This is a genomic window from Streptomyces rishiriensis (assembly GCF_030815485.1).
GTDB lineage: Bacteria > Actinomycetota > Actinomycetes > Streptomycetales > Streptomycetaceae > Streptomyces > Streptomyces rishiriensis_A.
In genome coordinates this window covers 3,418,973-3,442,837 of sequence record NZ_JAUSWV010000002.1, presented here as the reverse complement: position 1 = coordinate 3,442,837, position 23,865 = coordinate 3,418,973, and the positions used below count along the sequence as shown (strand labels likewise).

At 71.2% G+C, this 23,865-nt stretch carries 16 protein-coding genes; 7 read left to right on the top strand and 9 right to left on the bottom strand.

Annotation, left to right across the window (positions count from 1 at the left end; translation table 11 throughout):
• The first annotated feature begins 114 nt into the window (after positions 1-114).
• Complete coding sequence (gene secA, locus QF030_RS17745) at positions 115-2,961, top strand: preprotein translocase subunit SecA (protein WP_307163653.1); 2,847 nt, start codon at positions 115-117, stop codon at positions 2,959-2,961.
• A gap of 235 nt (positions 2,962-3,196) precedes the next feature.
• Here secA and QF030_RS40590 read toward each other — a convergent pair whose 3' ends face one another.
• Positions 3,197-3,961, bottom strand: coding sequence for an Rv3235 family protein (locus QF030_RS40590; protein WP_373428774.1), 765 nt, complete (start codon positions 3,959-3,961; stop codon positions 3,197-3,199).
• 340 nt (positions 3,962-4,301) lie between these two features.
• Here QF030_RS40590 and QF030_RS17735 point away from each other — a divergent pair, with 340 nt between their 5' ends.
• Positions 4,302-4,817, top strand: a complete 516-nt coding sequence (locus QF030_RS17735) for a DUF6912 family protein (protein ID WP_307163651.1) — start codon at positions 4,302-4,304, stop codon at positions 4,815-4,817.
• Positions 4,818-5,127: 310 nt separating this feature from the next.
• Positions 5,128-5,799 carry an HAD family hydrolase gene (locus tag QF030_RS17730; protein ID WP_307163650.1) on the top strand — a complete coding sequence of 224 codons (672 nt, stop codon included), beginning with the start codon at positions 5,128-5,130 and terminating at the stop codon, positions 5,797-5,799.
• Positions 5,800-5,979: 180 nt separating this feature from the next.
• Here QF030_RS17730 and QF030_RS17725 read toward each other — a convergent pair whose 3' ends face one another.
• A complete protein-coding gene (locus tag QF030_RS17725) occupies positions 5,980-6,546 on the bottom strand; it encodes a DJ-1/PfpI family protein (RefSeq protein ID WP_307163649.1) in 567 nt (188 codons plus the stop codon).
• Positions 6,547-7,626: 1,080 nt separating this feature from the next.
• On the opposite strand from QF030_RS17725, the gene QF030_RS17720 reads away from it, so the two are divergent.
• Positions 7,627-12,573 (top strand): NAD-glutamate dehydrogenase, encoded by a 4,947-nt coding sequence (locus tag QF030_RS17720; RefSeq protein ID WP_307163648.1) that lies wholly within the window; start codon positions 7,627-7,629, stop codon positions 12,571-12,573.
• Positions 12,574-12,645: 72 nt separating this feature from the next.
• Here QF030_RS17720 and QF030_RS17715 read toward each other — a convergent pair whose 3' ends face one another.
• On the bottom strand, positions 12,646-13,488 hold the full coding sequence (locus QF030_RS17715; RefSeq protein WP_307163647.1) for an ABC transporter ATP-binding protein: 843 nt from the start codon (positions 13,486-13,488) through the stop codon (positions 12,646-12,648).
• Positions 13,481-14,398: an ABC transporter permease gene (locus QF030_RS17710; RefSeq protein WP_307163646.1), complete on the bottom strand. Its 918-nt coding sequence runs from the start codon at positions 14,396-14,398 to the stop codon at positions 13,481-13,483. Before QF030_RS17710 ends, QF030_RS17715 begins: the two co-directional genes overlap by 8 nt.
• Positions 14,399-14,569: 171 nt before the next feature.
• Between QF030_RS17710 and QF030_RS17705 the strand changes: the two genes are divergently transcribed.
• A complete protein-coding gene (locus QF030_RS17705; RefSeq protein WP_307163645.1) occupies positions 14,570-15,217 on the top strand; it encodes a TetR/AcrR family transcriptional regulator in 648 nt (215 codons plus the stop codon).
• Positions 15,218-15,251: 34 nt separating this feature from the next.
• Positions 15,252-15,896 (top strand): LuxR C-terminal-related transcriptional regulator, encoded by a 645-nt coding sequence (locus tag QF030_RS17700; RefSeq protein WP_307163644.1) that lies wholly within the window; start codon positions 15,252-15,254, stop codon positions 15,894-15,896.
• Between the two features lie 192 nt (positions 15,897-16,088).
• Here the strand turns inward: QF030_RS17700 and QF030_RS17695 are convergent, their stop codons facing one another.
• Together QF030_RS17695 and QF030_RS17690 are read right to left on the bottom strand one after the other, a co-directional pair.
• Complete coding sequence (locus QF030_RS17695) at positions 16,089-17,273, bottom strand: glycosyltransferase family 87 protein (protein WP_307167604.1); 1,185 nt, start codon at positions 17,271-17,273, stop codon at positions 16,089-16,091.
• 258 nt (positions 17,274-17,531) lie between these two features.
• Positions 17,532-18,029, bottom strand: a complete 498-nt coding sequence (locus tag QF030_RS17690; RefSeq protein ID WP_307163643.1) for a MarR family winged helix-turn-helix transcriptional regulator — start codon at positions 18,027-18,029, stop codon at positions 17,532-17,534.
• Between the two features lie 141 nt (positions 18,030-18,170).
• Here QF030_RS17690 and QF030_RS17685 point away from each other — a divergent pair, with 141 nt between their 5' ends.
• Complete coding sequence (locus tag QF030_RS17685; RefSeq protein WP_307163642.1) at positions 18,171-18,584, top strand: organic hydroperoxide resistance protein; 414 nt, start codon at positions 18,171-18,173, stop codon at positions 18,582-18,584.
• 22 nt (positions 18,585-18,606) lie between these two features.
• Here the strand turns inward: QF030_RS17685 and QF030_RS17680 are convergent, their stop codons facing one another.
• From QF030_RS17680 to QF030_RS17670, 3 genes are all read right to left on the bottom strand, one after another.
• Positions 18,607-20,166 (bottom strand): hypothetical protein, encoded by a 1,560-nt coding sequence (locus QF030_RS17680; RefSeq protein WP_307163641.1) that lies wholly within the window; start codon positions 20,164-20,166, stop codon positions 18,607-18,609.
• Between the two features lie 192 nt (positions 20,167-20,358).
• The gene (locus QF030_RS17675) at positions 20,359-21,618 is read right to left on the bottom strand and encodes a hypothetical protein (RefSeq protein ID WP_307167603.1); all 1,260 of its coding nucleotides are present in this window, start codon (positions 21,616-21,618) and stop codon (positions 20,359-20,361) included.
• A 26-nt stretch (positions 21,619-21,644) separates the two neighbouring features.
• On the bottom strand, positions 21,645-23,864 hold the full coding sequence (locus tag QF030_RS17670) for a bifunctional glycosyltransferase/CDP-glycerol:glycerophosphate glycerophosphotransferase (protein WP_307163640.1): 2,220 nt from the start codon (positions 23,862-23,864) through the stop codon (positions 21,645-21,647).
• Position 23,865 lies beyond the last annotated feature (1 nt).

Sequence of the window (23,865 nt, the reverse complement as noted above, 5' to 3'; positions counted from 1 at the left end):
CTCGCCGCGGCAGGCCTCCCGGGGTGGCGGGGTCCTCGCATACGATGGCCGTTGCTCAGTAAGTCCATTGGAAACCGACCGTCCCAGGCCCGACCGGCAAGGAGACCAACCCCCGTGTCCGTCCTCTCGAAGATCATGCGTGCAGGCGAAGGCAAGATCCTGCGCAAGCTGCACCGCATCGCGGACCAGGTCAACTCCATCGAAGAGGACTTCGTCGACCTCTCCGACGCCGAGCTGCGGGCCCTCACCGACGAGTACAAGCAGCGGTACGCCGACGGTGAGAGCTTGGACGACCTGCTGCCCGAGGCCTTCGCCACCGTGCGCGAGGCCGCCAAGCGTGTCCTCGGCCAGCGCCACTACGACGTGCAGATCATGGGTGGTGCCGCCCTGCACCTCGGCTATGTGGCCGAGATGAAGACCGGTGAGGGCAAGACGCTCGTCGGCACGCTGCCCGCGTATCTGAACGCGCTGTCCGGCAAGGGCGTCCACCTGATCACGGTCAACGACTACCTGGCCGAGCGCGACTCCGAGATGATGGGCCGTGTCCACAAGTTCCTGGGCCTGGAAGTCGGCTGCATTCTCGCCAACATGACGCCGGCGCAGCGCCGTGAGATGTACGCGTGCGACATCACGTACGGCACGAACAACGAGTTCGGTTTCGACTACCTGCGCGACAACATGGCGTGGGCGCAGGACGAGCTGGTGCAGCGCGGCCACAACTTCGCCATCGTCGACGAGGTGGACTCCATCCTGGTCGACGAGGCGCGTACGCCGTTGATCATCTCGGGTCCTGCCGACCAGGCCACCAAGTGGTACGGCGACTTCGCCAAGCTGGTGACGCGCCTGAAGAAGGGCGAGGCGGGCAACCCGCTCAAGGGCATCGAGGAGACCGGCGACTACGAGGTCGACGAGAAGAAGCGCACGGTCGCCATTCACGAGGCCGGTGTCAGCAAGGTCGAGGACTGGCTGGGCATCGACAACCTGTACGAGTCGGTGAACACCCCTCTGGTGGGCTACCTGAACAACGCCATCAAGGCGAAGGAGCTCTTCAAGAAGGACAAGGACTACGTCGTCATGGACGGCGAAGTCCTGATCGTCGACGAGCACACCGGCCGTATCCTCGCCGGCCGCCGCTACAACGAGGGCATGCACCAGGCGATCGAGGCGAAGGAAGGGGTGGACATCAAGGACGAGAACCAGACGCTCGCCACGATCACCCTTCAGAACTTCTTCCGCCTCTACAAGCGTCACGACCACGACGGCAAGGAGCAGCCCGGCCTCTGCGGCATGACCGGTACGGCGATGACCGAGGCCGCCGAGTTCCACCAGATCTACAAGCTCGGCGTGGTCCCGATCCCGACGAACAGGCCGATGGTCCGCAAGGACCAGTCCGACCTGATCTACCGCACCGAGGTCGCGAAGTTCGAGGCGGTCGTCGACGACATCGCCGAGAAGCACGAGAAGGGCCAGCCGATCCTCGTCGGTACGACGTCGGTCGAGAAGTCCGAGTACCTCTCGCAGCAGCTCTCCAAGCGGGGTGTGCAGCACGAGGTGCTGAACGCCAAGCACCACGAGCGTGAGGCGTCGATCGTCGCCCAGGCCGGTCGCAAGGGTGCTGTGACGGTCGCGACCAACATGGCCGGCCGTGGTACCGACATCAAGCTCGGCGGCAACCCCGACGACCTCGCGGAGGCGGAGCTGCGTCAGCGCGGCCTGGACCCCGAGGAGCACATCGAGGAGTGGGCCGCCGCGCTGCCCGAGGCCCTGAAGAAGGCCGAGCAGGCGGTCAAGACCGAGTTCAACGAGGTCAAGGAGCTGGGCGGCCTCTACGTGCTGGGTACCGAGCGGCACGAGTCGCGTCGGATCGACAACCAGCTGCGCGGTCGTTCCGGCCGTCAGGGCGACCCGGGTGAGTCCCGTTTCTACCTGTCGCTGGGTGACGACCTGATGCGGCTGTTCAAGGCGCAGATGGTAGAGCGCGTGATGTCGATGGCGAACGTGCCGGACGACGTGCCGATCGAGAACAAGATGGTCACGCGCGCGATCGCGTCCGCGCAGTCGCAGGTGGAGCAGCAGAACTTCGAGACGCGTAAGAACGTCCTGAAGTACGACGAGGTGCTCAACCGTCAGCGTGAGGTCATCTACGGTGAGCGGCGCCGCGTTCTGGAGGGCGAGGACCTCCAGGAGCAGATCCACCACTTCATGGACGACACGATCGACGCGTACGTGGGCGCGGAGACCGCCGAGGGCTTCCCGGAGGACTGGGACCTGGACCGGCTGTGGGGCGCCTTCAGGCAGCTCTACCCGGTGAAGGTCACCGTCGAGGAGCTGGAGGAGGCCGCGGGTGACCGGGCCGGTCTGACCGCCGAGTTCATCTCCGAGTCCATCAAGGACGACATCCGCGAGCAGTACGAGTCGCGGGAGTCGCAGCTGGGTTCCGAGATCATGCGTGAGCTGGAGCGTCGGGTCGTGCTGTCGGTCCTGGACCGCAAGTGGCGCGAGCACCTCTACGAGATGGACTACCTCCAGGAGGGCATCGGTCTGCGCGCGATGGCGCAGAAGGACCCGCTGGTGGAGTACCAGCGCGAGGGCTTCGACATGTTCTCCGCGATGATGGACGGCATCAAGGAGGAGTCCGTCGGCTACCTGTTCAACCTGGAGGTCCAGGTCGAGCAGCAGGTCGAGGAGGTCCCGGTGGAGGACGCGGCGCCGGTCGACATGGAGAAGCAGGACGTGGTGCCGGCGCAGGCGGGTTCGCGTCCGGAGATCCGGGCGAAGGGGCTGGACGCTCCGCAGCGTCGTCAGCTGCACTTCTCGGCTCCGACGGTGGACGGCGAGGGCGGCACGATCGAGGGCGACTTCGACAGTGACGAGGACGAGCCGGTGCGCTCCGAGGCCGATGGCCTCACGCGCGCGGAGCGCCGCAAGCAGGCGAAGGCCGGGCGGCGTCGCAAGAAGTAGGGCGCGTCTGCCTGCGGCGCGGTCTGCCGTGCGTCTGCCATGCGTGACATGTGATGCGTGAGGTGTGTCGCGTCGTGCGATACGCGGTGCGATACGCCGTGCGGTGGGTGGCGTGACGTAGGGCGCCACGTGGGGCATGACGGCGCTGTGGCGGCGTTGCCGGCTTGGTAGCGGCTTGAGGCCGGGTCACCTTCGGGTGGCCCGGCCCTTTGCCGTCGGGCGGTGCCTGGGCAGCTCAGTCGTCCTGGGGGCGGGGCCTGCGCGAGCCGTCGAGTTCCACCGCGGTGCAGCGCCAGCGGCGGTCCGCGCCGAGCTCCAGGCGGAAGGCCATGGCCCGTAGGCGGTCACCGGCGCCGATGCGGGCGAAGGCCTCGATGGCGCCGGGGCGGGGCACGTAGTACCCGATGTCCCGGACTACGGCGCGGGCGCCGTGGGCGGTGCGCAGCGGGCCGCGTTCGGCGAGGTGCGCCAGATCGTCGTAGGCGTGGCCGAGGGTGTGCCGGAGCATGAAATGCACGGGGCGCCGGCCGGTCAGGACCGCGAGGAGACGGTCGGCGAAGAGGTCCGTGGGGCGGGGCTGGGAGACGGCGGGGCGACGGGAGACCTGGCCGGGGGCGGCCGCGGCGCCGGTGGGGGCGCTGGTCACGGTGCTGGCGCTGGGGCCTGGGCCTGTGCCTGTGCCTGTGCCTGTGCGGATCTTCGTGCCGGTTCCGGTTCCGGTTCCGGTTTCGGTGTTTGTGTCGGTGCTCGTGCTCGTGTCGGGGCGGTGCGTCGGCTGGTGGGTGAGGGAGCGGGGAGTTGTGGGGCGGCCGTCGGCGGGACGGGTGCGGTGGGAGGAGTCGGTGCCGGGGGGACCGGGTGGGCGGCCTCCGCCGGGTGCGGTGCGGGGCGTGCCGCCGCTCGGGGTGCGGGGCGGGGCGCCCGCGGGGCGGCGGGTGTCGTGGCGGCCGGGAGGGCGGGCGCCGGGGTGGCGCTGCATCCTCGTCATGACCTTGTTCATGGGACTCCCCGTTTCGATGGGCTCGGCTCTACCGGTCGGTAACTTGCCGTTGTGGATCTTGTACGGCGTTGCCGTGTGTGATGGCAAGCAAGCGGAGAGTGCTCGTCGAGGCTTGGGGAGGTTCACCTATCAGGGGTGGTGGAGGAGGGCGACGGCCCGGTGCTGCGGGGCTGGGGCGGGTGAACGGCGTGGCCTGGGATTGACGGTCGTCGGGGGGTGGGCAGGGGCCCGAAAGGGGACGGCCGCACGTATCCTGAAGGCCTTCCGGAAGGCGCGGAACCGCCACCCGGGACATCGAGTGCGAGTCGTCCGAGCCTGCGACACGAAAGAGCGGCCAGCCATGCGCGTCTACGTCCCCCTGACCCTCCCCGGCCTCGCCGAGGCGCACAAGACGGGTGAGCTGGGAAGCGGGCCGCTCGTCGCGTACGCCGTCACGCCCGCGTTGCGCGAGTGGTACGTCTCCGACGACATCGAGGAACTGGAGTACGCGGCGCTCAGCAGGGCCGCGCTCGCCTCGCTGCGGTTGCTCGCGGCGGATCCGGACGCCCCGCGGCGCCGGGTCGTGGTCGCCGTCGACGTACCCGACCGCGCGGCTGTGGCGGACCCCGACCGGGGGCTCGATCCGGCGGCGCTGGGCGAGGTGCGGGTGACGGGCGCGGTGCCGCTGGCCAAGGCGGCAGCGGTGCACGTCGACGCAGGGGAGGCGGAGGCGGACGTGACCGCCGCCGCGGGGGCGGTCACGGCGGCGGACGCCGGGGACGACGACGCGCAGTTCGTCGTGGACGGGGCCGAGGACCATGAGCTGCTGTGGTTCGCCAGGCAGGAGATTCCGACTCTGGTGGGGACGGGCGACTGAGTCCGCCGGCTGGCCGGCTTCCCGCTGCTGCCCTCTTCCCTGGGTCGGTTTGCGCTGCCGACTTGTCGCTGCCTCGCGGGCGGATTCCCCTGCCGGCTGCTCACTGCGCTGCTGTCGGTTTCCGCTGCCTCTTCCCGCTGCGCCGTGTCGGCTGCCGCTGCCGACTGCTCACTGCCGTCGTCTTGCCGGTGCCGGTGCCGGTGCCGGTGCCGGCTGCTGGTCAGCGGTCTGCGCGCCTGGTCCGGGGGGTGGCCGGGTGCCGTTTCGGTCGGTCACTTGATTGTCGGTGGCGGCGGGTACGTTTGCAGGTATGGGGAAGCAGGAAGCGGCGCACATCGTCTGGGACTGGAACGGGACGCTGTTCCACGACAACGACGCGATCATCGGGGCGACGAACGCGGCATTCGTCGAGCTGGGGCTGGAGCCGATCACGCTGGAGCGGTACCGGGCGCTGTACTGCGTTCCGGTGCCGATGTTCTACGAGCGGCTGTTGGGCAGGCTGCCCACCGACGCCGAGTGGGAGGTCATGGACGACGTCTTCCACCGGTACTACGCAGAGCACCGGGTGCGGTGCGGGCTCACCGAGGGTGCGGCCGAGCTGCTCGCGGGGTGGCGGTCAGCGGGCCACAGCCAGTCCCTGCTGAGCATGTACGTGCACGATGAACTCGTCCCGCTGGTCCGGGGATTCGGCATCGAGCCGCACTTCGTACGGGTCGACGGGCGGACCGGGCCCTCCGGGGGAAGCAAGGCCGAGCACATGGTGCGGCACCTTCAGGCGCTGACCGGCGTGCAGGCGGCGCGCACGGTGGTGATCGGGGATGCCGCGGATGACGCGGTGGCCGCCTTGCATGTGGGCGCGCGGGCGGTCCTGTACACCGGCGGCTCGCACAGTCGGGCCAGCCTGGAGGTGGTGGGGGTGCCCGTGGTGGACACGCTGGGGGAGGCGGTGGAGGTCGCGGGGCGGTTGGCCGAGGCCGCGTAGGGGGTGGTGGGCGGTCGCCTCGAGCGTCGGATCGGCTGCGGCGTCCTCGGCCTTCTGAGGGCGCCGCATCGGGAGGACCCCGGGGCGGGTCCGAGGCCGGGCTCGGGGTCGGCCTGCGGTCGGCCTGCCGTCGGCGGGCTGGGCCGGGGCCGGCCAGGACAGGTCAGGGTCAGGTCAGGGTCAGGTCACGGGTGCTTTGATGCGCAGCACCTTCAGGAACTCGCGCATCCAGGCCGAGTGGTCCGGCCAGGCGCGGGCGGATACCAGGGTGCCGTCGACCACTGCCTCGACGTCCTGGAAGGTGGCGCCCGCCGACTGCATGTCGAGCTCCAGGGCCGGGTACGCCGTGACGCGGCGGCCGTGCAGGGCGTCGGCGGCCGCGGTGAGCAGGGGGCCGTGGCAGATCTGCGCGACCGGTTTGTCGGCGTCGAAGAACGACTTGAGGATCTTGCGGAGTTCCGGGTCGTTGCGGAGGTACTCGGGGGCGCGGCCGCCGGGGATCACGACGGCGGCGTACTGGCCGGGGTCGACCTCCGAGAAGGCGAGGTCGGCGGGCCAGGTGTAGCCGGGCTTCTCGGTGTAGGTGTCGAAGCCGGGTTCGAAGTCGTGGACGACGAACTGGAGCTTTTTGCGGGTGGGGGCGGCGATGTGGACCTCGTAGCCTTCCTCGCGGAGGCGCTGGTAGGGGTAGAGGACTTCCAGGGATTCGGCTGCGTCGCCGGTGACGATGAGGATTTTCGGGGTCATGGTGGGCGGCTCCTCTCGGGCGGGCGTGGCTGGGGGCAGCGTGTCTCTTGGGGGTGGGCTTGCCAAGAGGGGGCGCTTTCAGCGTCCCGCGCGGTGGGAGCGGCGTCGACTTTTCTCGCCCCCGCCGCCCCTACCCGTCCCATCGGAGGGGCTCTGCCGCTTCCACCCCACCAGGGGCTCCGCCCCCGGCGCCCCGCGGGCACTGCGTCCCCTGCGCCCCTCTGTTGGCGTCGCCCTGTACGCCCGTGCGGGCGTCCGTCTCCGCAGCCTCCAGTGAGGGCCGGGCTCCCTGCCAACCCTCCCCGCCCCCAGCGGAGGGCTCCGCCACGCTCCCGGCCAGGCGCTCCCCCGGGCCCCCAGCCCCCGCCGCTCCGCCTGTGCCCCAGGGGCGGAGGGGCGGAGGGGCGGAGGGGCGAAGGGGCGAAGGGGCGAAGGGGCGGCGGGGCGGGCGGCTGACGGGCCGGTGGCGGAGGCGGGCCGGAGCGGCGGGCGGCGGATGGGCCGGGCGGTGGGTGGAAGGGCCGGGGGGCGGCGGGATGGCCCGCGTCCCATACCGCTCCTCGCTCTTGCGCACCAGCCCTCCGGGAAGGCCCGTTCGTCACGGTTTCGGTCGCGCTTCCTGTTCCCTTCCCACGTCATGCCCCGTTTTGCCGCTGTGCAGAACGGCAAAGTTATGGGTCGGGTTTTGTACACATACGGCTCATGACGGGAGGACCGGGAGGGGCGATAGCCTTGGTGGCGTGATCAGCGCGATAGTTCGCGGGGGCCGTGTTGCCCCTGCCCTGCGCCCGGTGTGTGCGGACCATCTCCGCAGCCGGGCGGCGGACGCTGGTCGGCGCGGGCGGGACGGGGCCGAGAGGGCTCCCAGGACGCCGTACATCCCCTGGACGCATCTGGCGCGGAGAGCAGCGTCACATCCGGGAGTGGTGTCGAGAATGGCTGATAACCCCCCGCTCATCTCATCTTGCGGCATAGCGTCGGTGCAGACCGGAGACCCCGGGCCGTGGCGTCGAGCCGCAGGGGAAGAGACCGTACTTCCTTCTACGTCACGCAACGGCGCGCGACAGGAGCCAGAGGACAATGCAGACCAAGCTGGACGAAGCCAAGGCCGAGCTGCTCGAGAGGGCGGCGCGGGTCGCTGAGAACAGCCCGGTCGGGGGGCACCTACCGACTGGGACGACGAGCGAGGGCACTCCGGGGACCCCGGACCACGCCACCCTCCTCGCGTTCCTCCAGCGCTACTACCTGCACACCGCCCAGGAGGACCTGAACGGCCGTGACCCGGTCGACGTCTTCGGAGCCGCGCTCTCGCACTACCGGCTGGCCGAGAACCGGCCGCAGGGAACGGCCAACGTACGGGTGCACACGCCGACCGTCGAGGAGAACGGCTGGACGTGCTCCCACTCGGTCGTCGAGGTCGTGACCGACGACATGCCGTTCCTCGTCGACTCCGTCACCAATGAGCTGACCCGGCAGGGGCGGGGGATCCACCTCGTCATCCATCCGCAGGTCGTCGTGCGGCGCGATGTGGCCGGCAAGCTCATCGAGGTGCTCAGCGCCGCGCCCGCCGCGGCGGACCTGCCGCACGACGGGCATGTCGAGTCGTGGATCCACGTCGAGATCGACCGTGAGACCGACCGGGCCGACCTGAAGCAGATCACCGCCGACCTGGTGCGCGTCCTGTCCGACGTCCGGGAGGCCGTCGAGGACTGGGAGAAGATGCGGGACACCGCGCTGCGGGTCGCCGATCACCTCCAGGAGGAGCCGGTCCCCGGTGACCTGGCGCGGCCCGATGTCGACGAGGCCCGTGAGCTGCTGCGCTGGCTGGCCGCCGACCACTTCACGTTCCTCGGCTACCGGGAGTACCAGCTGCGCGGGGACGACTCCCTGGCCGCCGTACCCGGGACCGGGCTCGGCATCCTGCGCTCGGATCCGCATCACGCCGACGCCGACAGCCATCCGGTCAGTCCCTCCTTCGAGCGGCTGCCCGCGGACGCCCGCGCCAAGGCGCGTGAGCACAAGCTGCTGGTGCTGACCAAGGCGAACAGCCGGGCCACCGTGCACCGGCCCTCCTACCTCGACTACGTCGGGGTGAAGAAGTTCGACAAGGAGGGGAACGTCGTCGGGGAGCGGCGGTTCCTCGGACTGTTCTCCTCCGCCGCCTACACCGAGTCCGTGGTGCGGGTGCCGGTCGTGCGGCGCAAGGTCGAGGCGGTGCTGAAGGGCGCCGGGTTCTCGCCCAACAGCCACGACGGGCGCGACCTGCTCCAGATCATGGAGACCTACCCGCGCGACGAGCTCTTCCAGACGCCGGTGGACGAACTGCGGTCCATCGTCACGTCCGTGCTCTATCTCCAGGAGCGGCGCCGGCTGCGGCTGTACCTGCGGCAGGACGAGTACGGGCGCTACTACTCGGCGATCGTCTACCTGCCCCGCGACCGCTACACCACGGGCGTGCGGCTGCGGATCATCGACATCCTCAAGGAGGAACTGGGCGGGACGAACGTCGACTTCACCGCCTGGAACACCGAGTCGATCCTGTCCCGGCTGCACTTCGTCGTGCGGGTCCCGCAGGGCACCGAGCTGCCGGAGCTGTCCGACGCCGACAAGGAGCGCATCGAGGCGCGACTGGTGGAGGCGGCACGTTCCTGGGCCGACGCCTTCCAGGAGGCGCTCAACGCCGAACTCGGCGAGGAGCGGGCCGCGGAGCTGCTGCGGCGCTACAACAACGCCTTCACCGAGGGGTACAAGGCCGATCACAGCCCGCGTTCCGCCGTCGCCGACCTCTGCCATCTGGAGCGGCTCACCGAGGAGCGGAACTTCTCGCTCAGCCTGTACGAGCCGGTGGGCGCCGCGCCCGGCGAGCGTCGTTTCAAGATCTACCGCAAGGGCGACGCGATCTCCCTGTCGGCCGTGCTGCCGGTTCTGAACCGGCTCGGTGTCGAGGTGATCGACGAGCGGCCGTACGAACTGCGCTGCGCGGACCGCAGCAATGCCTGGATCTACGACTTCGGTCTGCGGATCCCCAAGTCGCTCGCGGGTCCCGGTGGTGACTTCCTCGGCGACGACGGACGTGAGCGGTTCCAGGAGGCCTTCTCGGCGACCTGGACCGGCAAGGCGGAGAACGACGGGTTCAACGCCCTGGTGCTGGGCGCCGGGCTGCACTGGCGGCAGGCGATGGTGCTGCGCGCGTACGCCAAGTACCTGCGTCAGGCCGGGTCCACGTTCAGCCAGGACTACATGGAGGACACCCTCCGGACCAATGTCCACACCACCCGGCTGCTCGTGTCGTTGTTCGAGGCGCGGATGTCCCCCGACCGGCAGCGCGCCGGGCACGAGATCGTCGACGCGCTGCTCGAGGAGCTGGACGCCGCTCTCGACCAGGTGGCGTCGCTGGACGAGGACCGGATCCTGCGGTCCTTCCTCACCGTCATCAAGGCGACCCTGCGGACGAACTTCTTCCAGGAGCGCGCGGACGGCGAGCCGCACGACTACGTCTCCATGAAGTTCGACCCGCAGGCCATCCCGGACCTGCCGGCGCCCCGGCCCGCGTTCGAGATCTGGGTGTACTCGCCGCAGGTGGAGGGCGTGCACCTGCGGTTCGGGAAGGTCGCGCGCGGTGGTCTGCGCTGGTCCGACCGGCGGGAGGACTTCCGTACCGAGGTGCTCGGCCTGGTGAAGGCGCAGATGGTGAAGAACACCGTCATCGTGCCGGTCGGCGCCAAGGGCGGCTTCGTCGCCAAGCAGCTGCCGGACCCGGGCGTGGACCGTGACGCGTGGCTGGCGGAGGGCATCTCCAGCTACAAGACGTTCATCTCGGCGCTGCTCGACATCACCGACAACATGGTCGGCGGGGAGGTCGTCCCGCCGGCCGACGTGGTGCGGCACGACGAGGACGACACCTACCTGGTGGTGGCGGCCGACAAGGGCACGGCGACGTTCTCCGACATCGCCAACCAGGTCGCCGAGTCGTACAACTTCTGGCTCGGCGACGCCTTCGCCTCCGGCGGCTCGGCCGGCTACGACCACAAGGGCATGGGCATCACCGCCCGCGGTGCCTGGGAGTCCGTGAAGCGGCACTTCCGGGAGCTGGGCGTGGACACGCAGACCCAGGACTTCACGGTCGTCGGCATCGGGGACATGTCCGGTGACGTCTTCGGCAACGGCATGCTGCTCAGCGAGCACATCCGGCTGGTCGCGGCCTTCGACCACCGGCACATCTTCATCGATCCGAAGCCGGACGCGGCGACCTCCTACGCCGAGCGGCGCCGGCTGTTCGAGCTGCCCCGCTCCAGCTGGGCCGACTACAACGGTGACCTGATCTCGGCCGGCGGCGGTGTCTTCCCGCGCACGGCGAAGGCGATCCCGGTCAACGGTCACATCCGGGAGGCCCTCGGCATCGAGGCGGGCGTCACCAAGCTGACCCCGGCCGATCTGATGAAGGCGATCCTGCGGGCCCGGGTGGACCTGCTGTGGAACGGCGGCATCGGCACGTACGTGAAGTCCGGTGCGGAGTCGAACGCCGACGTCGGTGACAAGGCCAACGACCCGATCCGGGTGGACGGCGCCGATCTGCGCGTGAGGGTCGTCGGCGAGGGCGGCAACCTGGGGCTGACCCAGCTCGGCCGGATCGAGTTCGCGCTGCACGGCGGCAAGATCAACACGGACGCCATCGACAACAGCGCGGGCGTGGACACCTCCGACCACGAGGTGAACATCAAGATCCTGCTCAACGGGCTGGTCGGCGAGGGGGACATGACCGTCAAGCAGCGCAACAAGCTGCTCGCGGAGATGACCGACGAGGTCGGCGCTCTCGTGCTGCGCAACAACTACGCGCAGAACACGGCGATCGCCAACGCCCTCGCCCAGTCCAAGGACATGCTCCACGCCCAGCAGCGCTTCATGCGCCACCTGGTCAGGGAGAAGCACCTGGACCGGGCGCTGGAGTTCCTGCCCACCGACCGGCAGATCCGTGAGCGTCTGGGTGCCGGCCAGGGCCTGACCAGCCCCGAGACGGCCGTCCTGATGGCCTACACGAAGATCACGGTGTCGGACGAGCTGCTGCACACCTCGCTGCCCGACGACCCGTACCTGCGCGGTCTGCTGCACGCGTACTTCCCGACGGCGTTGCGCGAGCGGTTCCCCGACGGCATCGACAGTCACCCGCTGCGCCGCGAGATCACCACGACCGTCCTTGTCAACGACACGGTCAACACGGGCGGTACCACGTATCTGCACCGGCTGCGGGAGGAGACCGGCGCCTCGCTGGAGGAGATCGTGCGGGCCCAGACCGCGGCCCGGGCGATCTTCCGCTCGGCGCCGGTGTGGGACGCGGTGGAGGAACTCGACAACCGGGTCGAGGCCGACGTCCAGACCCGTATCCGGCTGCACTCGCGGCGGCTCGTCGAGCGCGGTACGCGCTGGCTGCTGAACAACCGGCCGCAGCCGCTCCAGCTCGCCGAGACCGTCGACTTCTTCGTCGAGCGCGTCGAGCAGGTGTGGTCGCAGCTCACGAAGCTGCTGCGGGGCGCGGACCTGGAGTGGTGGCAGCGGATCCACGACGAGCTGGCCGACGCCGGTGTCCCGGACGAGCTGGCCACCCGGGTGGCCGGGTTCTCCTCGGCCTTCCCGGCGCTGGACATCGTGTCGGTGGCCGACCGCATGGGGCGGGACCCGCTGGACGTCGCCGAGGTGTACTACGACCTCGCCGACCGTCTGCACATCAGTCAGCTGATGGACCGCATCATCGAGCTGCCGCGCGCCGACCGCTGGCAGTCCATGGCCCGCGCCTCCATCCGCGAGGACCTGTACGCGGCCCACGCGGCGCTGACGGCGGACGTGCTGGCCGTCGGCAACGGCACCTCGACGCCCGAGCAGCGCTTCAAGGCGTGGGACGAGAAGAACGCGGCGATCCTCGGCCGGGCGCGCACCACGCTGGAGGAGATCCAGAGCTCGGAGACGTTCGACCTGGCCAACCTGTCGGTGGCCATGCGGACGATGCGCACGCTGCTGCGGACGCACTCGTAAGAACCCGGAAACGGGGGTGCCCCCGAGCCGCGACGGCTCGGGGGCACCCCCGTTTCTCTGTCGGGTCGTCCGTCAGGCGGGCTTCGGCCTGGGCTTCTTCTTCTTGTCCCCGGTGAACGCCTCGTACGCCTCCAGGACCTCCTCCGTGGGGCCGTCCATACGCAGTTCGCCGCGCTCCAGCCACAGCACCCGGTCGCAGGTGTCGCGGATCGCGGCGTTGCTGTGGCTGACCAGGAAGACCGTGCCGGCGTGCGCGCGCATCTCCTGGATGCGCTCCGCCGAACGTGCCTGGAACCGCGCGTCACCGGTCGACAGTGCCTCGTCGATGAGCAGCACGTCGTGGTCCTTGGCGGCGGCGATGGAGAAACGCAGCCGGGATCCCATGCCGGAGGAGTAGGTCCGCATGGGCAGGGAGATGAAGTCGCCCTTCTCGTTGATGCCGGAGAAGTCGACGATCTCCTGGTAGCGCTCCTTGATCTGTTCGCGCGTCATCCCCATGGCGAGCCCGCCCAGGTAGACGTTGCGTTCGCCGGTCAGATCGCCCATCAGGGCCGCGTTGACGCCGAGCAGGGAGGGCTGGCCGTCGGTGTAGATCTTGCCGTTCTCCACCGGCTGGAGGCCCGCGATGCCCTTGAGCAGGGTCGACTTGCCGGAGCCGTTGGTGCCGATGAGGCCGATCGCCTCGCCCTTGTACGCGATGAAGGTGACGTTCTTGACGGCGTGCACCGTGCGCATGCCGGCGGCCTTCTGCGCCTGCCGGGGGCGGATGATGCGGTTGAGGGCGGCCGTCGCGCTGCCCCGGCCGCTGCCGGTGCCGTTGATCCGGTAGACGATGTCGACGCCGTCCGCGATGACGGTGGGGGCCCGCTCGTCGACGGGCTCGGTGGGCGCGGTGCGCGTTGCGGTCTCAGCCACGGCCGTACGTCTCCTCAGCCTTCCAGAAGTAGATGAAGCCGCCGACACCGGCGAGCAGCGCCCAGCCGGTCGCGACCAGCCACACGTGGGGCGGCAGCTGGCCGGCGTGGAAGCTGTCGATCAGCGCGAAGCGCATCAGGTCGATGTAGACGGCGGCGGGGTTGGCCCGCAGCAGGTCGGCGACCCAGGTCGGCATGCCCTGGTGCTTCTCGAGCAGGTTGTCGATGCTCCACATCACGCCCGAGATGTACATCCAGGTGCGCAGGATGAACGGCATCAGCTGGGAGATGTCCGGGGTGTTCGCGCCGAGCCGGGCCAGGATCATCGAGACGCCGGCGTTGAAGACGAACTGCAGTGTCAGGGCCGGCAGGACGAGGAACCAGGACAGCGCCGGCGGCACGCCCACGGCGAACAGGATGATCAGCAGGGCGGCCATCGAGAACAGCAGCTGCTGGAGTTGCTGGAGGCAGAACGAGATCGGCAGTGCGGCCCGGGGGAAGTGCAGGGCCCGCACCAGACCGATGCTGCCGCCGATGGCCCGGGTGCCCGCCATGATCGAGCTCTGGGTGAACGTCCAGACGAACACGCCCGTGACCAGGAACGGGATGAAGTCCGCGACGCCCTTCTTGGTCTCCAGCAGGACGCCGAAGATGAAGTAGTAGACCGCCGCGTTCAGCAGCGGGGTCATCACCTGCCAGACCTGGCCCAGCTTCGCCTGGCTGTACTGGGCGGTGAGCTTGGCGGTGGCGAACGCGGTGATGAAGTGGCGGCGCGCCCAGAGCTGGCGGATGTACTCGGGCAGGGACGGGCGGGCGCCGCTGACCGTGAGGCCGTGACGGGCGGCCAGAGCCGCGAGGTCGCCGTGGGGGGCGCCCTGCGTCTGGGGCGGTGTGTGGAGGACCTGACTCACATCCGCTGCTTTCGCTCGGGGAAGGGGTGCGGGCGGCGGCGTTTCCGTGGCCGCTCGACGTTTCCTTACGCTTTTCTTTACGTTTTCTTACGTCGGGACGGGACCGTATCGTCGCAACGTGAGAGTAGGCCGATTCGTCGTCGGAACGCAACCGTTTCGTCGTAACGCCCTATGCTGGTCCGCATGACGACGAACGCGACGAACGCCGACGGACCCCAGGCGCGCCCGCGCCGCCGGGCTCCCGCGGGCGCGGCCGTGCTCCGCGAGGATGTGACGGAGGCCATCCGGGGCGCCGTGTTCGAGGAACTCGCGGCTGTCGGCTACGCGCGGATGTCCATCGAGGGCATCGCCCGGCGCGCCGGGGTGGGCAAGACCGCGGTGTACCGGCGCTGGCGCTCCAAGCTGCATCTGGTGCTCGACATCGTCTCGGTGATCGCCGTGCAGGGGCTGCCGGCCCCGGAGACGGGCAGCCTCGAGGGCGATCTGCGCATGCTCTACGAGGTGAGCTCCCGGGCCCTGCGGCATCCGGTGGCCTCGCAGATCATCCCCGACCTCCAGGCCGAGGCGGCCCGCAACCCGGACATCGCCGAGGCCCTGCAGAAGGCGTTGAAGCAGGGGCAGGAAGAGGTCGCCCTGAAGATCGTGGCGGCGGCCGAGCAGCGCGGCGAGGTCCGCCAGGGGCTAGACGAGGAGCTGGCGCTCGATCTGATCTCCGGTCCGCTTTACTGGCGTTCGGTCGTGATCCGCAGCCCGAAGCTGCCCAAGGGCTACCTGGGCGCGCTGGCTCGTGCGACCACCGAGGCGATCAAGGCGCTGTGAGGGGCGCGGACGCCGTGACGGGAGCCGAGGTGGCATGAGAGTCGTGATGGCCGAGGACAACGCCCTGCTCAGGGAGGGCATGGTCCTGCTGCTGGCATCGGCCGGGCACGAGGTCGTGGCGGTCGTCGGCTCCGGCCCCGAGGTCCTGCCGGCGCTCCTGCGGCACCGGCCGGACGTGGCGGTGCTCGACGTGCGGATGCCTCCGGACTTCCGCGACGAGGGGCTGCGGGCCGCGCTGGAGGCCCGCGAGAAGATCCCCGGCCTGCCGGTGCTGGTGCTCTCCCAGTACGTCGAGGAGTCCTACGCCGCCGAGCTGCTGGGCGGGGGCGCGAACGGGGTCGGCTATCTGCTGAAGGACCGGGTGGGCCGGGTGGACGAGTTCCTCGACGCCCTGGAGCGGGTCGCCTCCGGCGGTACGGCGCTCGACCCCGAGGTCGTCACGGAACTGCTGTCCCGCCGCCGCGGCTCACCGCTGGACTCGCTCACCCCGCGCGAGCGCGAGGTGCTGAAGCTCATGGCCGAGGGCCGCGACAACACGACCATCGCGGGCGCCCTCGTCATCACCGAGCGGTCGGTCAGCAAACACATCGGCAACGTGTTCCTGAAACTGGGCCTCCCGTCGAGCGACAGCGGCCACCGACGCGTACTGGCCGTACTGGCGTACCTCAACAACGCCTGACCCGGGCCGACCGGAGCGCGGGCCGCGCTCCGCGTCGGCCCGTCGCGTCGCGTTCCGCGGACGCCGCCCGTCCCGCCGCCGGCCTCCGGTAGCCGCAGCTGTCACCGGCGGGCTCCGGCAGCGCCTGGTGCTGCGGCCGGCCGGACTCACCGGTCCGACGAAGCTGGCGGCGGCGGTCCGAGCCGCATCGACTCACTGTGCGGCAGGCGTCCGGATGATCTGGCGGTGCCGTCGAGGACCTCGTGCGGCGGGTACGGCGCGGGGGATGCCGGAGCGCCAGAGGCGGATGAGGGACAGGGCGGCGGCGGTGGTCAGCAGGCCGTTGCGTACGAGCATGAGCGCGGTGCCGGTCCAGGTGCGGTCGATGACCTCCGGGTAGAGGAGCGGGAAGATCACCGAGCTGACCGCGGTCGCCGCCAGGACCAGCGCGGCGACCGGGCGCTGGGTGGTGTGCCGTGAGGTCAGGCAGACGGCGGCCAGCCCCAGCAGCCAGATCATGTACTGCGGGCTGATGACCCGGCTGGTGACGGTGAACAGCAGCACGGCGCTCAGCGCCGCGTCGTACGGTGTCGCCTCCGTCCAGCGCCGGGCACGGATCCGCCACAGCAGCAGCAGACCGAAGGCGGCGGCGGTGAGGGCCAGGGAGAGATGGGCGACGGCCGGGACGCCGGGCCCGGTGAACTCCATCGCGCCGTAGCGGTAACGGACCTCGCCCGGCCAGCCGGCGTGCGAGGCGAGGGAGAGCACCGTGCCGCCCAGGGACTCGATCTGCACGCCTCTGCCGCCCTGCTGGAGCAGGAAGGCGAGGGGGTCGCGGAACGCCAGCGCGAGGAGCGCCAGAAACGAGGCTCCGGTCACCGCCGTCGACGTCCACACCGACCTGGTGTCCCGGCCCCTCGGCACCCCGAGCAGCGCCAGCGCCGGCCACACCTTCACCAGCGCGCCCAGCGCCGCGAACGCCCCGCACACGCGCGTGGACCGCGCCAGTGCCAGCAGCGAGACCACGGCGAGGGCCGTGACCTGCACGTCGTAGCGGGCGAGCGGAAGGCGCAGGAGCAGGGGCAGCCCGCCCACCCACAGCGCGGCGCCGTACAGACTGCGGCCGGGGCGGAGGCCCGTGCGGGCCAGGGCCAGGGCGATCACCGCGTCCGCGGCGACCGTCAGGGCGACGAACGCCTGAAGGTACGTCCACCAGGGCAGCGCCCCGGGCGCCAGCAGTACCGGTCCCGCGCCCGGCGGGTACTGCCACAGCGTGTCCCGCGCGGGGAAGGCGCCGGCCGACAGGGTGCCGTACCAGTGGTGGTAACCGCGCCACACCTCCCGCGCGACGCGGCCGCCGAGCATGGGCAGCGAGTCGTGGGCGAGCAGCCACAGCATGCCGGCGCGGCTGGCGAGCCAGGTGAGGAGGAGAGCGGTGACGGCGGGGGCGGCGGGGCGGGCAGGACCGGCGGTGACAGCGGGACCGGCAGTGACGGCGGGGTCGGCGGTGATGGCAGGGCGGGCGAGGAGACGGTGGCGTTTCATCACGCGCGGATCGTAAGTCGGGCGAAACGTCAGAAAACGTTCATCGGCGCCGAACTGCCCGCTGATGACGCGAACGGTCCGTCATGCCGGGGCGCCGGGAGAGCCGACCCCTCAGCCGTGCTCCGGCTCCTCCTCCAGGGCTGCCGCGTCGAGGGCCGAGGTGAGCTGGTCGAGCTGCTCGCGCAGGTCCCGGATCTCGTCCAGGTCGAACCCGGTCGCCGAAACGATCCGGCGCGGCACCCGCAGCGCCCGCCCGCGCAGGGCGGAGCCCTCCTCGGTGAGCCGGATCTCCACCGAGCGCTCGTCACGGGAGCTGCGCTCCCTGCGCACCAGGCCGGCCGACTCCAGCCGCTTGAGCAGCGGGGAGAGGGTGCCGGAGTCGAGGCGCAGGTGTTCGCCGAGCTTCTTGACGGGCAGTTCGCCGTGCTCCCACAGGACCAGCAGCACCAGGTACTGGGGGTAGGTCAGCCCGAGTTCCTTGAGGATCACGCGGTACACGCCGTTGAAGGCGCGCGAGGCGGCGTGCAGGGAGAAGCAGATCTGGGTGTCCAGGCGGAGCCAGTTCTCCTCGGTGTTCTCCTGCGCTGCGGGTGTGGGCGTCGGGCTCATGCCTCCAGGATAGCCCCGGCGAGCCATTTAGTTGTGCACAACTCAATTGTGTGCTCTACTTATCTCCGTGAGGCGGTCCGGACGCGAACGGCGCGAGGGCCGGCCACCCCCTACACGACTTCCGAGAGGGATGGTTCATCCATGGACGCGCTCTACACCGCAGTCGCCACCGCCACCCACGGCCGCGACGGTCGCGCCGTCTCCTCCGACGGCAGGATCGACCTTCAGCTGGCCCCGCCGGTGGAGCTGGGCGGCAACGGTCAGGGCACCAACCCCGAGCAGCTCTTCGCCGCCGGTTACGCGGCCTGCTTCGGCAGCGCCCTCGGTCTCGTCGGACGCCAGGCGAAGGTCGACGTCACCGACGCCGCCGTGACCGCCGAGGTCGGCATAGGCAAGCAGGGCGAGGGCTTCGGCCTCAAGGTGACGCTGCGCGTCGAACTGCCCGACGGTCTGGACGAGGCGACCGGCCGCAAGCTGGTCGAGAGCGCCCACCAGGTCTGCCCCTACTCCAACGCCACCCGCGGCAACATCGAGGTCGACCTCGTCATCGAGTAGTCGCAGGCCGCCACCGGGCGGTTCAGCGGTTCCCGACCCGCGCCAGCACCTCCCCCGTCCGCCTGCTCCACGCCACCACCACGGCCTCCTCGGGCACCGGGTGCCGGCGCGTCAGCAGCAGCCAGCGGATGCGGTAGCGGTGGGCGATCCCCACCCGCTCGGCGCGGGTCGACCCGCGGGACAGGTAGGTGCGGACGTCGTCGAGCCGCCGTAGCCGTTCCCGTTCGTCCAGGGCCGCGTCCGGCCAGGCCGGCGCGGCCAGGTTCGGCCCGTACCCGGCGATCGCGTGGACCGCGTGGTACCCGTCGGTGACCACCACCTCGCCGGGCCCGATGTACGCCGCGGCCCAGTCGTACGTGGGCCAGCGCGGCGGCGGTTCGAAGCCGACCGGGTCCAGCGCGCGCGGCACGACCGCCCCCGCCTGCACCGTGAGGAAGCCGAGACAGGCCGCGCCCGCCGCGACCGCGCCCATCACCCGCCGCCCCACCCGCCAGGGCCGGGGCGCCGTCAGTTCCACGGCCAGGGCGAACTGGAGCGGCACCAGGGTGAGCCCGAGGATCCGCCCGCAGGTGTAGTGGCCGCTGACGAACCCGTACGCCACCACCAGGCACTCCAGGGCGAACATCAGCACCAGCGGGTCGCGCACCGAGCGGCGGCCCCGCGCCCACAGCGCCGGCAGCCCCAGCAGCGCCAGCCAGAAGTGGCCAGCCAGCCCGTCGTACAGCCGCCGGTGCATCGCGTCCACGCTGCCGTCCCCGGCCAGCTCGAACACGTCGAAGTACGGCCAGACCGCCGCCACCAGCAGCGCCACGCCCCCCGCCACCGCCCACCGGGCGGCCACCGCGGCCCGCCACCCCCGCTGCCACCCCACCACGAAGGCCGCGCCCCCGGTCACCGTCGCGATCGACGTGATCGGATGCACCAGCAGGATCACGCCGTACAGCACGCCGAGTGCCGCGTACCCGGTGTGGCCGCGCAGCCCGCTCGGGCCCACGTAGCGCACCCGGCGCACGTCACGCGCGCGCGTCCCCGTGAGGGCCCACGCCCAGAAGGTCAGCCCGATGGCGAAGGTGGACGGGTAGCCGAGGTTGCCGGTCATCGACATCAGGCCCAGATAGCCGCTCCACCAGGCCCGCTCGGTACCCCACAGCAGCGTCATCGCCGCCAGGCCGAGCACCGGCGCCCACGGCCTCGGCGTCAGCACGCGCGTGAAGCGGCCGACGCCGGTCAGCAGCACCAGCAGGTTCACCGGGCCGGCGACCCGCAGCACCTCCCAGCCCGTCACCCCGCTCACCCGGGCGAACGCGCCCTCCGCCACCGCGTACGGCGAGTAGTACGGGCTGCCCGCACCCGGCAGATCGCCCATCGGATGCCGCGGGTCCAGGAGGCGGTCCTTCAGACGTTCCACGACCGCCGCGTGCTGGCCGGCGTCACAGCACAGCGGCACCCGCCAGTACGCCAGCGACATCACCAGCCAGAACAGGAAGCCGAAGGCCTGGTACGGGGTCGGCCGCCACCTCCGCCCGCCGCGCAGCGCCGTCACACCGCGTGCGGAACGCCGGATCAGGACACCGGCGCTCAACGGACCGCACCGGACCGGGTCGCGCCGCATCCGGCCGCGCCGCATCCGGCCGCACCGGATCGGGCCGCACCGGGGAGAAAGTCGGACAGGGAACCGGGCAGGGAACGCGACAGCGCACCGTACCGGAGTCCGAGCTGGGCAAAGAGGGGCATTGGCCCTACCTTCCCGCCCGGTCAACGGCCTTGCGGAAAGTCACCTCAAGGAGTGAGCCCGATCGGAGCCTTCTTGGGCCGGCAGGGTCACCCGGTCCCGCAGCACGGGCTCGAGCAGCAGCGGCACCCCCAGCACCGGCAGCAGCCACGCCAGCACGATCAGCCGCTCGCCCCAGATGGTGATGTCCGGATGCCCGGCCTGGGTGAGGACGCCGGTGCAGGCGGCGCCGAGCACGAAGACGCCGAACGCCCGCCGCCGCCCCCGCGCCACACCCCACGCCCCGGCCGCCAGCGCGGCCACGAACAGCGGCTCCCACAGCTGCCGGCGCAGCCACTCCGCCCAGAAGTTCAACTGGAGCCGCAGGAACTCCGGCCACACCCGCGCGCGGTCGGGCCGGTCGAAGTGGTGGGTCAGCAGGTCCTGCAGGCTCTCCGATTCGGACGGAAGGTGCAGCAGCCTCGCCAGTACCAGCGTTCCCAGCACCCCGAAGCCACCGACGACGGCCACCACGACCACCCCGGGCACCGGCGGCCGGCCGCGCCGCCGGTGCCGTACGGCGACCAGCGCCCCCGCGCCCGCCAGACACAACCCGAGAAACAGCGCCTGCGAGTGCTTGACGGTGAACAGGGCGGCCAGCGACCCGCCGACCAGCCACGCCCCCGTCCGCACCGCGCCGTCCAGCGCCAGCGCACAACCCCACACCGCCGCCAGCGTCAGCGCCAGCATCAGGCCCTCGGTCATCGGGCGCATGGCGGTCGTACCGCACGGCAGCACGTAGTACAGGGCCTGCCCGGTCAGACAGACACCGGCCGGCGCGCGCCGGGTGCGCAGGATCAGGAAGACCAGTACCCCGCCCGCCGCCGTCACCGCGACACCCGCCAGCCACACGCCCCAGGTCACGCCGAACAGGGTGATGAACGGCACCAGGAACACGGGGTAGCCGGGGCGCGCCTCGAAGATCCGCATGAAGCGCTCAGGCATGAACGGCACGGTGTGCCCGCCGGTCTGCCCCGCCCGCAGCCGCGCGTCGACCTCGCGCCACTGCCGTTTCCGGCACTCGGCGGCGATCCGGCGGCCCGGGTCGGGAGCGTCGAAGCGGAGCACGTCCACGCTCTGCCGGCGGGCCGCCGTCGAGGCCTCGCCCGCGCAGGCGTAGGCGATGGTCACGGCCGCCGCCTCGTGCTTGCCCTCACCGCGCAGACTCAGCGCGTACGACAGGTAGTTCTTGCTGTCCGGCGTGTCCCGGCCGGTCACGTTCGCGAGCTGGAGCAGCGCGAACACGGCGACCAGGACCAGCACCCGGGTGCGCTGCCGAGAGGGCGTCCTCACGTCGACGCGAGCAGATCGCGGGCCCCGGCCGGCCCGGGCACCTTCGGCGGGGCGGCCCCCTCGGGGAACTCCTCGCCCAGCAGCAGCCGCCGGACGACGCGCTCGGCGGCCCGCCCGTCGTCGTAGGCGCAGAACCGCTCCCGGAAGCCCGCCCGCAGCCGCGCCGACTCCTCGTCGCGACAGCCGCCGGAGGCCAGCAGCCAGGCCAGTTCCCGGTAGGTGCGCGAGACATGGCCGGGCGCGTCGGCGGTGACGTCGAAGTAGGCGCCCCGGCTCGCCGTGTACGCGGCCCAGTCGTCGGCGTGGACGACGATCGGCCGGTCCAGGTTGGCGTAGTCGAACATCAGGGCCGAGTAGTCGGTGACCAGGACGTCGGAGGCGAGCATGACGTCCTCGACGCGCGGCTCGTCCGTCGCGTCCACCAGCACTCCGCGCCGGTGCAGGTCGGCCAGGCCCATCCCGCGCGCCGGTCCGGTCGCCAGCGACGGGTGCAGCCGGACGACGAGGGTGTGCCCGTCGCCCAGATCCGCGGCGAAGCGGGCCAGGTCGAGCCGGTCGGCGTACCCGCCGCGCACGTACTCGCGGCGGGTCGGCGCGTACAGCACGACCGTGTGACCGGCCGGGATCCCGAGCCGCGCGCGGACGGCGAGACCCGCCTGCGCACCGGCGTTCACCAGTACGTCGTTGCGGGGGCTCCCGGTCCGCACCGAGGTGAAGTGGCAGGGGTAGGCCCGCTCCCACACCAGCTCCGAGTGCTGGTTGGCGACCAGGCTCCAGTCCCAGCGGTCGGCGCGGCGCAGCATCTGCGGCACGTCCACGCCGTGCCGGGCGCCGGGCCGCTGGAGCAGGTCGGCCGCCATGTACTTCAGCGGGGTGCCCTGGTGGGTGTGGATGTGGACGCTGCCGGGCCGCTTGGCGAGGGCGCCGGGCCAGTTGACGTTGTTGACGAAGAAGCCGGCCCGCGCGCTCACGCGACGGTAGGCGGGGGAGTCGAGCGTCACGTGCTCCACGCCCGCCGGGAGCCGGGCGGCCGTCTCCTCGTCGCGCACCACCCACACGCCGCGCAGCTGCGGTGCGATCTCCCGCGCCTTCTCGTAGACGGCCCCGGGATCGCCGAGCACGCCCCGGTGGGAGAACGCCGAGTACAGGACGAGGTGCGGGTCCAGCGGGAGGCGCCCGCGCACGGCGTCCGGGCCCCGGCGCAGCCAGCCGCCCGCCGCCCGGCCCGCCTGCCCGCCGCGCCGGGCGAGCTCCCGGCCCGCCTGCCCGGCCTTCCGCTTGGCCCGGTAGGCCGCGTAACCGCCCTCCAGAACCCTCAGTTCGGCGGGCACCGGCTCACCGGCGGGCTTGTGGCGGGCGAACAGCTCGGCCGTACGGCGGAAGAACTCGCCCTTGTCGGACGGCGGCAGCCGGTCCGGCTTGGCGAGGATGTCGAGGCAGTGCTCGCCCATCTTGCGGTGCAGATACGGCCGCCAGCCCGCCAGCCCGGGGCGGGAGTCGACGAAGGCGAAGACCCGCTCGTACTGGTCGTGCACGTCGAAGTGCTTGCGGCTGGTGGTGGACAGGATGTTGCCCTGGCGCCGCTGGCGGTAGTCGACGCAGATCCGGTCCAGCGTGGCGATCCGCTCCGCGCTGAGCATGACCGGGAAGGTCCAGGGCGTGTCCTCGTAGTAGCCGGGCGGGAAGGAGAAGCCGTTCCTCTCGACGAACTCCCGCCGGTAGACCTTGTTCCACACGACCATCAACAGGTCGAGGATCTCCGGGCGTTCGGCGGCCGTGAAGGTGCCCTCGCCGGCCTCCGCGAGGACGTGTGCGAGGGCGTTCCTGCGGGTGCCGCCCCACCAGTAGGTGCGCGCGTAGTCGAAGACCAGCACGTCCGGGTCGCCGGCCTCGTCGAGCCGGTCGGCCGTGGCACGCAGCGCGCCCGGGGTGAGGGTGTCGTCGCTGTCGAGGAAGAACAGGTAGTCGCCGCCCGCGAGCGGCATACCGGCGTTGCGGGCCCGGCCGAGGCCGGCGTTCTCCGGCAGGTGCAGGACCCGGACGCGGTCGTCGCGGGCCGCGTACTCGTCGAGGATCGCGCCGCACCCGTCGGGCGAGCGGTCGTCGACGGCGATCACCTCGATGTCGCGGTACGACTGCTCCAGGACCGAGTCGAGGCACTCGCGCAGGAAGCCCTGCACCTTGAAACAGGGGACGATGATGCTGAAGCGGGGCACT

Excerpts from the sequence above, each read along its gene's own strand:
- QF030_RS40590 (WP_373428774.1), bottom strand. The coding sequence starts at position 3,961 with ATGAACAAGGTCATGACGAGGATGCAGCGCCACCCCGGCGCCCGCCCT.
- QF030_RS17735 (WP_307163651.1), top strand. The coding sequence starts at position 4,302 with ATGCGCGTCTACGTCCCCCTGACCCTCCCCGGCCTCGCCGAGGCGCAC.
- QF030_RS17730 (WP_307163650.1), top strand. The coding sequence starts at position 5,128 with ATGGGGAAGCAGGAAGCGGCGCACATCGTCTGGGACTGGAACGGGACG.
- QF030_RS17725 (WP_307163649.1), bottom strand. The coding sequence starts at position 6,546 with ATGACCCCGAAAATCCTCATCGTCACCGGCGACGCAGCCGAATCCCTG.
- QF030_RS17720 (WP_307163648.1), top strand. The coding sequence starts at position 7,627 with ATGCAGACCAAGCTGGACGAAGCCAAGGCCGAGCTGCTCGAGAGGGCG.
- QF030_RS17705 (WP_307163645.1), top strand. The coding sequence starts at position 14,570 with ATGCTGGTCCGCATGACGACGAACGCGACGAACGCCGACGGACCCCAG.
- QF030_RS17700 (WP_307163644.1), top strand. The coding sequence starts at position 15,252 with ATGAGAGTCGTGATGGCCGAGGACAACGCCCTGCTCAGGGAGGGCATG.
- QF030_RS17695 (WP_307167604.1), bottom strand. The coding sequence starts at position 17,273 with ATGCTGTGGCTGCTCGCCCACGACTCGCTGCCCATGCTCGGCGGCCGC.
- QF030_RS17690 (WP_307163643.1), bottom strand. The coding sequence starts at position 18,029 with ATGAGCCCGACGCCCACACCCGCAGCGCAGGAGAACACCGAGGAGAAC.
- QF030_RS17685 (WP_307163642.1), top strand. The coding sequence starts at position 18,171 with ATGGACGCGCTCTACACCGCAGTCGCCACCGCCACCCACGGCCGCGAC.